This is a genomic window from Halomonas icarae, assembly GCF_009901955.1.
GTDB lineage: Bacteria > Pseudomonadota > Gammaproteobacteria > Pseudomonadales > Halomonadaceae > Halomonas > Halomonas icarae.
The window spans coordinates 2121419-2135089 of record NZ_WUTS01000001.1; the positions used below are offsets into that span (position 1 = coordinate 2121419).

Sequence of the window (13671 nt, forward strand, 5' to 3'; positions counted from 1 at the left end):
GGCCGGCGCCAGCTTCCAGACGGCCATCAGCAGCGGGAAGTTCCAGGGGATGATCTGCCCCACCACGCCCAGCGGCTCGTGGAAGTGATAGGCCACGGTATTGGCATCGATATCGGCGGCGGTCCCCTCCTGGGCACGAATGCAGCCGGCGAAGTAGCGGAAGTGATCGACGGCCAGCGGCAGGTCGGCGTTCAGCGTCTCGCGCACCGCCTTGCCGTTGTCCCAGGTCTCGGCGACCGCCAGCATCTCGATATTCTGCTCGATGCGGTCGGCGATCCTGAGCAGTATGTTGGAGCGCTCCGCGGCGGAGGTCTTGCCCCAGGCCGGTGCCGCGGCATGCGCTGCATCCAGCGCCTTGTCGATATCCTCGGCGCCGGAGCGAGGAATCTCGCAGAACACCTCGCCGTTGACCGGGCTGACGTTGTCGAAGTACTGCCCCTTGACCGGCGGAACGAACTCGCCACCGATATAGTTGCCGTAGCGCGACTCGAAGGCGACGACCGCACCGGACTGGCCGGGAGGGGCAGGTGCACACCTCACCCTGGTTGAAGAAGGCCAGCACCAGCCCCTCGGCGGCCTTGTCGATGAACGCCGGTTCGGCATTCATGATGTCGGCGAAATAGATGTTCGGCGACTTGCCACCCAGCTCCACGGTGGAGGGAATGATGTTCTCGGCGGCACACTTGAGGATATGCGCGCCTACCGGGGTCGAGCCGGTGAAGGCGATCTTGGCGATGCGCTTGCTGGTGGCAAGCGCCTGGCCCGCCTCGGCACCATAGCCATTGACGATATTGACCACGCCCGGGGGCAGCAGGTCACCGATCACCTCCATCAGCTTGAGAATCGAGGCGGGCGTCTGCTCGGCGGGCTTGAGCACCACGCAGTTGCCCGCGGCAAGGGCCGGCGCCAGCTTCCAGACGGCCATCAGCAGCGGGAAGTTCCAGGGAATGATCTGTCCCACCACGCCCAGCGGCTCATGGAAGTGATAGGCCACGGTATTGGCGTCGATATCGGCGGCAGTGCCCTCCTGAGCACGAATGCAGCCGGCGAAGTAACGGAAGTGATCGATGGCCAGCGGCAGGTCGGCGTTGAGGGTCTCGCGGACCGCCTTGCCATTGTCCCAGGTCTCGGCGACCGCCAGCATCTCGATATTCTGCTCGATGCGATCGGCGATCTTGAGCAGTATGTTGGAGCGCTCCGCGGCGGCGGTCTTGCCCCAGGCCGGTGCCGCGGCATGCGCTGCATCCAGCGCCTTGTCGATATCCTCCGCGTCGGAGCGGGGAATCTCGCAGAACACCTCGCCGTTGACCGGGCTGACGTTGTCGAAGTACTGCCCCTTGACCGGCGGAACGAACTCACCACCGATATAGTTGCCGTAGCGTGACTCGAAGGATACTGGGGAATCAGTACTGCCGGGATTGGAATAGATCATAGTAGTTTCTCTTATTTTCGTTTATTCACAATAATTATTTATATTTTCAGCAATGCCAGAGTCTTTAAAACCACTACCACTGATAAATGCGCGAGAACAATTTCCTCGCGCATTCATAGATCAGAAAGACTGTGGCATTTCTCCCTTTTCAAGCCTGGAGTTTATGTCAGCAATCACAGCGGGTAACTCATTAATAGTTTCAATCATATAGTGTGGCCGAGAATTTTTAAAAAGCTCTTCAACCCGTCTTTTCTCTTTCGCGAGCAAATCTTTAGGCATGCTGACATACTCATCATAAGTTACACCAAGCGCATTTCCTGAGCAGGTAAGAGCCACTGTCCACATCCCAGCGCTCCTGCCCTCTAAAATACCGGGGGTTGTGTCATCGACTTTAACACACGCCGCCACATCACTCACACCCAACTGCATGACGTTAGACAGCGACTGTGCTGGATAAGGCCTGCCATTAGGAACCTCATCAGTGGCGACAACACAGTCTGCTACATAGTTGTTCTCCTTAGCCATCTCAACCACTTTTTCCATCACAACAGCAGGGTATCCGGAACAGGAACCAATTTTAACTCCGCATTTCCTAAGATCATTAATAACGTCTAGTGCACCAGGGATAATTTCAGAATGCTCCCCGATCTTACTAATCTGAAGAGGCATGAAGCGATTATAAATCGTAGTCACATCTTCATCAGTAGGAAACCTTCCAAACTCTTTTTTGAAACTATTAGCAATAGAATCCTCATTGCACAGAGTGCGAATATGATCCCACTTCCCCATTCCCATAGGGCCACGTGCCTCTTCCAAAGTCACCTCGACATTAAACTCTGAGAAAGCCTCCACAAAAATCTGAGTAGGTGCGAATGATCCAAAATCAACAACAGTTCCCGCCCAATCTAGGACTACGGCCTGAACTGACTTAGGGTTTTGATATTTCATTTCACTGCCTCCTAGGAGTTTTATTAACTATTAATAATCTAAAGCTATGCAACAGCTTGTGATTTATCTAGGTCACTTAACCTTTTTTTCTCGACACTCTCAGGCGTAACATTCCAGTTCATTGACAAAATGATAGTTGCAACAATTGCAGTCCCTGTAAACACCATGAAAACAGTTTCTGTATCGAAGAAGCCAGGCAACAATCCTCCCATTACTGCTCCTACAGAACCGCAGCCGTTTACAAACCCTGAAGCTGTGGCAGCTGATCCCTTTCCAAAGTCTATCGCAGCTGACCCACAGATCATCGAGTCAGGCCCATATAACGTCAGGCCAACCATAAATAGTAAAGCGACAACAACAGCAACACTTCCAGTCTGCATGGCTGGGACAAATAGTATCAGAAGCCCTGATAGAACTATTAGGCTGACAGTACATGCAGGAAACCGACGGGCATTAAACAATTTATCAGAAATAAAGCCTACAACGATTGGCCCAAAAAGTCCTGCCACTTCAAATGCGGTTGGAACAATAGCTGCTGCAACCTTTCCAATTTCCGGCATTTTCTCATAGACCATGACAGGCCCCCAAAACAGGATCGCATAGCGTGCCGGTTTTAGTAGAAAATAAGCTAAACCCAAAGTAACAACCGTTCTATTTCTCAGGGTTTTAGAGAGGCTTTGTAAAAAGCTCGCACCTTCCTCTTGAAGCAGCTCCTGCTCTTTTTCGGCCTCCGGATCGACCGGAGGTAAGCCAACGTCTTTTGGTTTATTCCTCTGAAAGATAAAGAAAAGCAGTGCAATTACCGCAACAAAAATAGAGCTGGAAATAAACGCTGCTTTCCATGAGTCGAAAACAGTATATGCCCAGTAGCCTGCAAAAGGAGAAGCTACCAATCCTCCAAAAGCATAGCAGGAGCTCCATAATCCAAGGATTCGTCCACGCTCTTTTACGGCAAAAAAACTACCCACATTCTTGCAAAGACCCGACCATCCAGTTGACTGAGCAAGCCCTTGAACAACCATGCAAGCAGCAAAGATTGGTACCGTTGCAAACGTTCCCATTATAAATGCTGCAGCAGCAGATATAATCAGCCCCCCCAACACAACCACACGTGGGCCAAATCGATCGGACAGAATACCCCAGGCAAACTGTCCTACTGCATAAGCAGCTAGATACGTAGCATCCAGCTGCGCCATAACCGATTTTTCTAACTCAAAGGTGGGATCATCCGCTATACCAAGCTTTGCTATTGAAAAAGCTTTTCTTGTAAAGTAGAAGGCAGCATAAGCAATCCAGGTGATTGCAAAAATCTGCCACCTCCATCTTCCAATAGAGCTAACTGCCTCTTCTAGAAGAGTTTTTCTATATTGGTATTTGTTCATTGTTATATACCACTCTCTTTTTCAATATTGCAAGAACACTATTGTCTATTCAATATAACACCTATACTCCATCAACAGACATAGCTGCAAGAGATTCTTCGACTGCTTTTATAAGGTCAAGCACGACATACTCATCAATTTGTCCAATGCAACCCATCCGGAAACTCTCTACTTCAGTAAGCTTCCCAGGGTAGATGATGAAATTTCTTTTCTTTAGCTCATCATAAAACTTCTTAAATTCAAAATTTTCGTGATCTGGTGACAAGAACGTTGTGATTATGGGAGAAAGCCATACATCATCCAGCAAGGTTTCAAATCCTAACGCTCTCATTCCTGATACAAGTACATCTCTGTTGCGACTATAACGGCTATGGCGACCAGCGACTCCCCCTTCTTCAGCATGTTGCTTCAGAGCTTCATGGAAGGCAATCACAGTGTGTGTGGGCGGAGTGAAGCGCCACTGACCAGTTTTCTCCATATGCTTCCACTGCTCATACAAATCTAAACTCAGTGAGTGTGAGCGCCCTTTACTACTTTCCAGAAGTGTTTTTTTGATGATAACAAATCCAAAACCAGGGACTCCTTCGATGCATTTATTGGCCGATGAGACCATCACATCAAAGGGAACTTCACTAACGGTCAATGGCACACCACCGAATGAGCTCATCGCATCAACAATCAGCCCTTTTCCATGCTTCTTAACAACGTTTGATATCTCTTTAAGTGGATTTAAAATTCCTGAACTTGTCTCACAGTGTACAAGAAAAACATCTGTAACATCAGCATTTTGCGTGAGGATTTCATCTACCTCCTCAGGTGAGGGAGGGAGGTAGTCCCCTTTATCCAGAACAATATAATCTCTTTTTAAATAGTCAAGTGTTAGAGCTGCTCTTTTTCCATAGGCGCCATTCATGAGAAGAAGGGCCTTTCCCTTGACATCAATTGCGGTGGCTAGCGACGCCTCAACAGAGAAGGTACCACTCCCCTGCATCGGTACACACACGTAAGTGTCACTATCAGCACCCGCCATTTCTAATAGGCTAGACCTGATATGAGCCGTGGCTTTATTAAAGTCCGCATCCCACGATCCCCAGTCACGCAGCATCGCTTCCTTGGTAGCTAGTGAGGTCGTTAGAGGACCTGGTGTCAAAAGGTAGGGTTCTCCAGCGTAGGTTTTCAGTTTCAATGACTCTGCGTTGATTTTTTGGACTTCTGTCATGGTTGTCATTTTTTTGCCTCACTACTGTGTTGTTTCTGGGTGTGTCGCGCGCCAAGCAAAAAGGCTGATCCGCACAACCGACAGCAAAGCAAACCTTGAAAAATAGGTAAAATCGATTTAACCTATGCGGGAAATAAGCCTGGATTATAATTATGACTATTTCTCATTCCCAGTTGCGGGCATTTCATGCTGTTGCAACGTAAACGGTCCACAAACCCCATCTTCTGCATCTAAATAGTGTCCGTCAGACTGGTGTCACCCGACCCCAAGGAGGACTTGACCGGCGGAACGAACTCGCCACCGATATAGTTGCCGTAGCGCGACTCGAAGGCGACGACCGCACCGGACTGGCCCGGGTTGGCATAGATCATGGCATGCTCCTGAGTATTGTCGTTGTATGGACACTGCCCTGCCATTCTTGGTCGTGACAGTACCCGAAGACATACTCCGTTGGTCGAAGCCACTCTCCTTGACAGCCACTCCTCTGGACTGGCTCTTCAACTGAATCTCAGGCCTGGGACGTTTCGTCCCAATGATCCAGGGAGACCAGAGTGGTGGTGAGACAGGCTTGCAGCGCTTCGAGAACCGGGGGTATCGACGCCAGCTCTCCTTCGGCCGCCAGGCGTTCGATCCGCGCCGCCGTCTCCGCTACCGTTACCGCACCCAGGCTCGAGGACTCCCCCTTCAGCTGGTGCGCGGCATGGCGCAACCGGTCGACGTCACTCGACACGAGTGCCGTGGCAATCTGAGCGAGATGCGCCTCGCTCTGGTCACGGAAAAGTGCCACCAACCGCGTAAGTCCCGGTTTACCGAGAGAGCCGAGCAGAGAGTTCAGGACCCGAGGATCCAGCAGTGCCTGCTGATTCATGGCCAGCGGCCCCCCCGGCTCTCCCTCGTCGCTTTCCAGATGGCGTCTCAACACCTCCTGCAGGGGCTCCGGGAGCAGAGGCTTGGCAAGGTGGCCACTCATCCCCGCGGCCAGACAACGCGACGGTTCGCCTCCCGGGCCGCCGGCGGTCATCGCCACGATGGGCACCTTGGTCAGCCAGCCCTGGCACCGTCGGAGGCGGCGGGTCACCTCCAGCCCATCCATATCCGGCATCTGCACGTCCATGAAGATCAGATCAAACTTCCGCTGCCGAGCCAGGGCCAGCGCTTCTTCTCCCGACTCGGCCAGACTTACCCGACAGCCCAGCCGCTCGAGCATCGCACGGGCGACCCGCTGGTTAACGGGGTTATCCTCCACTACCAGCAGCTGGGCCCCCAGCAGATGCCTTCTCGATGGTTGCCTGCTCTCGCTGCGCTCTGTGGCGGCGTCTCGCGCCGGTGCGGCGGCGGGTACCAGAGGCAGCAAGCACCAGAAGCGGCTACCGACCCCGGGCTCGCTCTGCATGTCGATGCGCCCCCCCATGGCTTCGATCAGGCGACGCGAGATCGCCAGGCCCAGGCCGGTGCCACCGAAGCGTCGCGCGATGGAAGCATCGCCCTGCCGGAATGGCTCGAAAAGGTGCTCATGTTGCTCGGCAGGGATGCCATGCCCCGAATCGCGCACCTCCAGGCGCAGGGTATCGGCACTCACTTGCGCCGCCTCGACAATGACCTCTCCCTTGTCGGTGAACTTCACGGCATTGGATACCAGATTGAGCAACACCTGACGCAGCCGTGCCGGATCCCCCATTACCCAGGCCGGCAGCTCCTCGGAGATCCGCGTCTCGAGCCCGATCTCGCGTGACTCGGCACGCGCCTTGAACACCGTCACCGCTCCCTCCATCAGCGTGGCAAGCGATAACGGCTGGTACTCCAGATCGAGATGCCCGGACTCGATCTTGGAGAAGTCCAGCAGCTCATTGATCAGCCCCAGCAGCAGGTTGGCGCTGTCATGTAGGGTGGCCACATACTGCCGGGGGCGCTCCGCAATAGGCTCCTCCAGCAGCAGGTCGCTCATGCCGATGACACCGTTGAGGGGCGTGCGGATCTCATGGCTCACCGTGGCCAGGAATTCCGACTTGGCCTGGTTCGCCGACTCGGCTCGTCGCGCCACTGCCTGCAGCTGATGGCTGAGTAGTTCCAGATCACGGCGGGCAGTGGCATTGTCGCGCGCCTCGCGGAACAACATGACTGCAACCAGCAGTGCGGAGAAACTCATGGTCAGGATCAGCAGCAACAACAGGCCATGGAGTCGCTGCTGTTGACGACGCTGGAGAGTCGCACGTTCAGCCAGGTAGCCATTGACGGCAATCACCAGACGCTCGGTGCGGTTACCCAGTATTTCCAGATGCCGCTCGAGACCCTGCCGGCTTTCGGTAGTGAGCACCTCCAGCTCGCCAATCATGTCGTCCAGTTCATCGATCCGGCGTTCGATATCCGCGAGCAGGTCGACTACCGTGGGTGACTTCCCCAATAGCTCGGCGACGTCACCCTGCCCCAGCATATGCATGCGGCTATAGAAGAGCTCGAAGCGCAGCCGGAGCCCGTCGAGGGTGGCATCGGGCTGTACCAGATAACTGTGCATCTGGACGGTTTCACGGTCGAGCCGATAGGCGTGCCAACCGGACCCCTCGGCGACTCTGCCTATCAGGCTATCCTGGCGCCAGGCGACCAGGCTTACCACGATCAGGGCCGCGGCAAACAGTACCAGGGCACTGATTGCCCCCAGTCTCAGCCGCAGGGGCAGCCTCAACACTCGCCCTCTCCTGTAGAACTCGCTCGAGCAGCGTACATGCAATCAGCGCACATGAATGCTGGCCACATGCCATACCGACCGAAAGCGCACCGCTTCGGTGTGAAGCTCTGGATGCTCACCGAAGGGATAGAGCACGAATAGCGGGCCAAGTTCGCGTATCGGCATCGGCTCTCCGTTGCGGCTCATGGCCAGAATCACGTCATAGTCATGCAGCTCCTGAACGGAAATCTCCGCCTCAAACCTGTTGAGGGCCTGCACGACGATGCTGTCGCCCTGCGCCCCCACCGCCGCGAGCAACTCGCGCATCAGAGGTCCCCGGAAGCAGCTGGTCTCACGATGCCAGGGAGTCCGGGTACAGATCGTCAGTGGGGAGAGATTCTTCAACAGCTCGCGATCGAAATGCGCCTGTGTGCCGGCATTGGTGTGGGCGATATTACCGGTGACGGTCAGCAACACCTCACCTTCCGGAGCAGGTAACTCGTTGCCGATAGCGAGTACGGGCACGCCGACCAGCAGAAAGATCAGGTAAATAAAGATCGTCTGGCGCATGAAGCCATCCCCTTCAGTCGAGTTTGGTGCGCCAGACTACGCGATCACGCCGGTATGGTCAGCTCAACGAAGGCCGGGGGCGTGATCGCCCCCGGCAGGATGCCTAATCAAAGGAGAGGAACGCCGGTCAACCATGAAGGTTATGCTTCTCCTCCTGGGGCTTGATGACCACCAGGTCCTCGTAGGCATGCCAGCTGGCGAAGCCCAGCACCGGCAGGATAAGTGCCAGTCCGATATAGAAGGTCAACACCCCGACCAGCACACAGCCGGTGAGAATCGCGGCCCAGAGCAGCATCGGACGGAAGTTTTTGGAGACCGAACGAATGCTGGCCTCGATGCCCTCCATGAAGGTAAGGTCTTGATCCATCAGTGTCGGAATGGCCACTACGCTGATGGCGAAGGCGCCAAAGGCAAGAATGCTTCCCAGCACGGTACCGACAGCAATCATGCCGAGCCCCTGCGGAGTCGTCAGCAGCGCCGCGTAGAGGGCATCGGGACTCGGCACCTCGAAGCCGAAGAAGAGGGCAAACAGCAGGGTCGCCACACGAATCCAGGCAAGGAAGAAGATCATCATCATGACCCCCATCATCGCCAGCTGGCCGGCATGGGGACGCCAGGCGCCGAAGGCATCGCCAAGATGCGGGGCACGATTGGCCTCCAGGGCACGACTGATGCCATAGGAGCCTACCGCCACCAGCGGACCAATGAACATGAAGCCCGCCACCAGCGGGAGCAGCCAGTGCCACAGGCCCAGATAGATGGCGCCGACGGTAACGGCGATACTCAGCCCCACCCAGAACATGCCGTACGCGAGACTGACGACGGCCGCCTGGCGAAAATCCTCGATGCCGGCGGCGAGCCAGGCCCTGGGTCGCTCCATGCCGACCGGCTGGATGGTGATCTTCACGCCGGGCCCTGCCGACGTGTCCCGTGATTTCGCAGTTGCCGCATTCATGAGTCACCTCTCTTCGCCGACGAGTGCCCGACCGGCTCGGGCGCCGCGTGGATGGCCTCGGATCACGACCGGGTCATCGAAACGCATTAACGAGGGTCTCTCGTTAACTATGACTTAATCTAGTTGATCGGGATCAACTCTGCCGGAAATCGCGCTGGTCTCATTCCACGTTCAGGTCACAGCCAGAACGCAGAGGGCCTCGACGCGATGTCGAGGCCCTCTGCGAGGCCGGATGGTGCGGCAGGATGCCTGCCGCGATCAACGCACGATCATTACCGATACCTTGGAGTGGTGCACCACATGCTCGGCATTCGGCCCCAGCACGTAATCGGCGAACTTGCGCTTGTTATGGGAGGCCATCACGATCAGGTCCACCTCGAGCTTCTTCGCCGCCTTGACGATCGCCTCCCAGGGCGAACCATCGACGATGACGCTCTGGACCGTGATATCGTCAGGCACGTGCTCGCGAATAAACTCGTGTTGTGCCTCTGTGATCGCCGCATGGGCCTTCTTGGCGAAATCCTTGGGAAAATAGGAGCCGACCAGCGGCATGCGATAGTCCGGCAGCGCCGTCACCACATGCAGCGACGCGCCAAAGCTGCGGCACAGCGCCAGCGCCGTCGGTAGCGCCTTGGCCCAGGAGGCCTCCTCGTTGAGGTCCACCGTCAACATGATCTTCTGATACATGACACTCTCCCTCAGGCAGACGCCGCGGCGGCGTCACGCTCACGCCGCCGACGCTGCATCATTACGATCAGGCCGAAGACCAGGAAGGCCGGAATCCACATCAGCTCCTTGGTCCAGCGATCCACCGGCGCGAGTACCTGGGTGATCTCCTGGTCGAAGTCGAAGCCCAGATCCGACGCCTCGCTGCCAAAGGCAACCATGTCGACCACGGCCCTGTCCTCTTCGATGATCAGCTCCAGGCCCAGGTTCTCCAGCCGCTCCTCGCCGGTCTCGCCACTCGGCACCGGCAGCTGCATATAGGTGGTCAACGGATCACCGAAGTCATCCTCGCCAAGGATCTGCAGCCGCAACGTACTCTCCTCGTCCACACTGCCAAGCGCCTCGACAAACTGTGCCGGCGGAATCTCCTGATAGGGGTCATGGAGCTGATCCATCCAGAAGCCCGGCCTAAACAGGGTAAAGGCTACCAGCAGCAGCACGATGGACTCGTACCAGCGGTTGCGGGCGATCATGAACCCCTGGGTGGCCGCGGCGAAGATCAACATGGCAATCGTCGACACCACGAAGATCAACACCCCCTGCAAGGCGGTGACATCGATCAGCAGCAGGTCGGTGTTGAAGATGAACAGGAACGGCAGCGCGGCGGTGCGCAGGCTGTAGTAGAAGGCCTGGAAGCCGGTACGTATCGGGTCACCGCCAGAGACCGCCGCCGCGGCAAAGGAGGCGAGTCCCACCGGTGGCGTCACATCCGCCATGATGCCGAAGTAGAACACGAACAGGTGTACGGCGATCAACGGCACCAGCAGGCCGTTCTGCTCACCCAGCTGAACGATCACCGGCGCCAGTAGCGCGGACACCACGATGTAGTTGGCCGTGGTGGGCAGTCCCATGCCGAGAATCAGGCTGAGTACCGCGGTGAAGATCAGGATCAGCATCAGGTTGCCCATGGAGAGGATCTCCACCACATCGGCAAGCACCAGGCCGACGCCGGTCTGGGATACCGCACCGACGATGATGCCGGCGGTGGCGGTGGCGATGCCGATGCCGATCATGTTGCGGGCACCGGTGACCAGGCCGCTCCACAGGTCCATGACCCCCTCGCGCAGGTCCGCCGCCATGTCACTGCGCCCACGGAAGATCGATGTGATGGGACGCTGGGTGAGGATGATGAAGACCATGAACACCGTGGCCCAGAAGGCCGACAGTCCCGGCGAGAGGCGCTCCACCATCAAACACCAGATCAGCACGATCACCGGCAGGATGAACTGCAGGCCGACCATCACCGTGGGGCGGGTCTGGGGCAGCTTGTAGATGGGTGCATCGGGGTCATCGAGCTCCAGCTCGGGGTAGCGGGAGGCAACCTTGAGCAGCCCCACATAGATCACCGCCAGTCCGGCGGCCACCACCCAGGGCGTCGCACCACCCAGCACCGGCTTCAACCAGCCCAGGCCATAGTAGACCACGAGAGCCGTGATCATCATCAGGAGCAGGCCACCGAGGAAGCCGATCGCCTTGCGCACCAGCGGCTTGGGCGGATTGCTGCTCTCCAGACCCTGGAGGCCGGCCTTGAGCGCCTCGAGATGAACGATATAGATCAACGCGATATAGGAGATCAATGCCGGCAGGAAGGCGTGCTTGATCACCTCCACATAGGAGATGCCCACATACTCGACCATCAGGAAGGCCGCGGCCCCCATGACCGGCGGCATGATCTGACCATTGACCGAGGAGGAGACCTCCACCGCACCGGCCTTTTCCGCCGAGAAGCCGACACGCTTCATCATCGGTACCGTGAAGGTGCCGGTGGTCACCACGTTGGCGATGGAGGAGCCCGAGATCAGGCCGGTCATGCCCGAGGCCACCACGGCGGCCTTGGCCGGTCCGCCCTTGTAGTGGCCCAGCAGCGAGAAGGCGACCTTGATGAAATAGTTGCCGGCGCCGGCCTTGTCGAGCAGCGCACCGAACAGCACGAACAGGAACACGAAGCTGGTCGAGACCCCCAACGCAATGCCGAAGACCCCTTGGGTCGTCAACCACTGATGGTTGACCAGGCCATAGAGGCTGACCCCGCGGTGTGACAGGATGCCCGGCATGTAGGGCCCGGCCAGCGAGTAGATGATAAAGATCGAGGCGATGATCATCAGCGGCGGGCCGAGTGCCCGTCGCGTGGCCTCGAGCAACAACAGAATGCCCGCCACACCGATGATCACATCCTGCAGTATCGGCGCACCGGGTCGCTGGGCCAACTGTTCGTAGAACATGAACATGTAGGCACCACAGAAGGCCGCCGCCGCCGCCAGGACCCAGTCCTGAACGGGGATGCGATCACGGGGCGAACGCTTGAGCGCCGGATAGGCCATATAGGCCAGGAAGAGCGCGAAGGCCAGGTGAATGGAGCGGGACTCGGTGGCGTTGAAGACCCCGAAGCCCAGCATGAATGGCAGTGGAGACGCGATCCACAGCTGGAAGAGCGACCAGGCGGCGGCGATGCTGACCAGCAGCTTGCCAGGCGTGCCGGACGGCTTGCGGGCGCCGGAGTCGCTCGAGGCGACCATATCCTCGAGATCGACCTCTTGCCCCGCGGCCCTCATGTTGTCCTCAGTCATAAGCGTGCCCTGCTCTGTAACGTTTCCCTGGGAGCGCCCGGGATGGCCTCCCACGGCATCTCAAACAGAATGCGCGGCCCCCTCGGGTGACCGCGCATTCTTCACCGAGGTGAAAGCACCTCAGGCCGTTGTATCACTCAATCCAGCCCTGCTCACGATAGTAGCGTGCAGCCCCATCGTGCAGCGGTGCGGAGAGGCCCGAAGAGACCATCTCTTCCGGCTTGAGATTCGCAAAGGCCGGATGCAGCTTCTTGAAGCGATCGAAGTTGTCGAAGATCGCCTTGACGGTCTGGTAGACGATCTCCTCGTCGGTCTGGGCGGTGGTCACGAAGGTCGCCGCGACACCGAAGGTCTCGACCTCCTCGTCGTTGCCCTTGTAGAGGCCGCCGGGGATGGTCGACATGGAGTAGTAGGGATACTCGTCGACGATGCCCTGGATCGCCTCACCGTTGAGCGGGATCAGCCGTGAGTCGACGGTGGTGGTCGCCTCCTGGATGGAGCCGTTGGGGTGGCCGACCACATAGGCCATGGCGTCGATGTTGTTGTCGGCCAGGGCCGAGGCCATCTCGGCGGCGTCGAGCTGAGAGGCCAGCGAGAAGGTGTCCTCGGTCCAGCCCTTGGCCTTCATCACCACTTCCATGGTGTTGCGCTGGCCGGAGCCGGGGTTGCCGATATTGACGCGCTTGCCTTCCAGATCATCGAGGGTCTCGATGCCGGAGTCGGCTCGCGCCAGAATGGTCAGCGGCTCGCCGTGGGCGCGGAATACCGCGCGCAGGTCTTCAAAGGCTTCCCCTTCGAAGTTGCCGGTACCGTTGTAGGCCTGGTACTGAACATCGGACTGCACCACCCCCATGTCGAGCTGACCGGACTTGATGCCGTTGACGTTGGCCACCGAGCCGCCGGTGGAGGGCGCGTTGCACTTGATGTTGGCGTCATCCAGACGGTTCACCAGGCGGCAGACGGACTGGCCGACCACATAGTAGACGCCGGTCTGGCCACCGGTACCGATGGTGATGAACTTCTCTTCGTCCTGGGCCATGGCCGGCGAGGCGAACATCGTGGCCCCCAGGATCGCGCCGGTGAAGGCAGCTGCAGAGAATGCATGGCGTTTCATGAACACACCTCTTTGACGTTGTCGGCAAGAGAGCGGAAGCCTCGTGAGCGCAGTGGCCCCGAATCTACCACTCTCCTCTACTTTAGCGAAAAAATC

At 57.6% G+C, this 13671-nt stretch carries 11 protein-coding genes and 1 pseudogene; all 12 read right to left on the minus strand.

Translation table 11 applies throughout. From position 1 onward, the window contains the following. A partial coding sequence (locus GRB80_RS09735; protein ID WP_337194368.1) for an aldehyde dehydrogenase family protein occupies positions 1–540 on the minus strand: 540 nt, incomplete at its 3' end. Beyond that, a pseudogene (locus tag GRB80_RS09740) lies at positions 515–1432 on the minus strand (aldehyde dehydrogenase family protein); the annotation flags it as partial. The gene GRB80_RS09735 and the pseudogene GRB80_RS09740, both read right to left, overlap by 26 nt. Before the next feature lie 120 nt (positions 1433–1552). Beyond that, positions 1553–2380, minus strand: a complete 828-nt coding sequence (gene phnX, locus GRB80_RS09745) for a phosphonoacetaldehyde hydrolase (RefSeq protein WP_161423444.1) — start codon at positions 2378–2380, stop codon at positions 1553–1555. Between the two features lie 44 nt (positions 2381–2424). Beyond that, on the minus strand, positions 2425–3762 hold the full coding sequence (locus GRB80_RS09750) for an MFS transporter (protein WP_161423445.1): 1338 nt from the start codon (positions 3760–3762) through the stop codon (positions 2425–2427). 61 nt (positions 3763–3823) lie between these two features. Then, a complete protein-coding gene (locus tag GRB80_RS09755; protein WP_309663571.1) occupies positions 3824–4990 on the minus strand; it encodes a 2-aminoethylphosphonate--pyruvate transaminase in 1167 nt (388 codons plus the stop codon). Positions 4991–5211: 221 nt separating this feature from the next. Next, complete coding sequence (locus tag GRB80_RS16255; RefSeq protein ID WP_202597372.1) at positions 5212–5352, minus strand: hypothetical protein; 141 nt, start codon at positions 5350–5352, stop codon at positions 5212–5214. A gap of 137 nt (positions 5353–5489) precedes the next feature. Then, positions 5490–7664 carry an ATP-binding protein gene (locus GRB80_RS09760; RefSeq protein ID WP_161423446.1) on the minus strand — a complete coding sequence of 725 codons (2175 nt, stop codon included), beginning with the start codon at positions 7662–7664 and terminating at the stop codon, positions 5490–5492. Between the two features lie 42 nt (positions 7665–7706). Continuing rightward, positions 7707–8213 carry a putative pterin-binding protein gene (locus GRB80_RS09765; protein WP_161423447.1) on the minus strand — a complete coding sequence of 169 codons (507 nt, stop codon included), beginning with the start codon at positions 8211–8213 and terminating at the stop codon, positions 7707–7709. A gap of 127 nt (positions 8214–8340) precedes the next feature. Beyond that, positions 8341–9168, minus strand: a complete 828-nt coding sequence (locus GRB80_RS09770) for a DUF2189 domain-containing protein (protein WP_161423448.1) — start codon at positions 9166–9168, stop codon at positions 8341–8343. 258 nt (positions 9169–9426) lie between these two features. Then, positions 9427–9855 (minus strand): universal stress protein, encoded by a 429-nt coding sequence (locus tag GRB80_RS09775; protein ID WP_161423449.1) that lies wholly within the window; start codon positions 9853–9855, stop codon positions 9427–9429. Positions 9856–9866: 11 nt separating this feature from the next. Next, on the minus strand, positions 9867–12461 hold the full coding sequence (locus tag GRB80_RS09780) for a TRAP transporter permease (RefSeq protein WP_161423450.1): 2595 nt from the start codon (positions 12459–12461) through the stop codon (positions 9867–9869). Between the two features lie 133 nt (positions 12462–12594). Further along, complete coding sequence (locus GRB80_RS09785) at positions 12595–13575, minus strand: TAXI family TRAP transporter solute-binding subunit (RefSeq protein ID WP_161423451.1); 981 nt, start codon at positions 13573–13575, stop codon at positions 12595–12597. Positions 13576–13671: the final 96 nt, after the last annotated feature.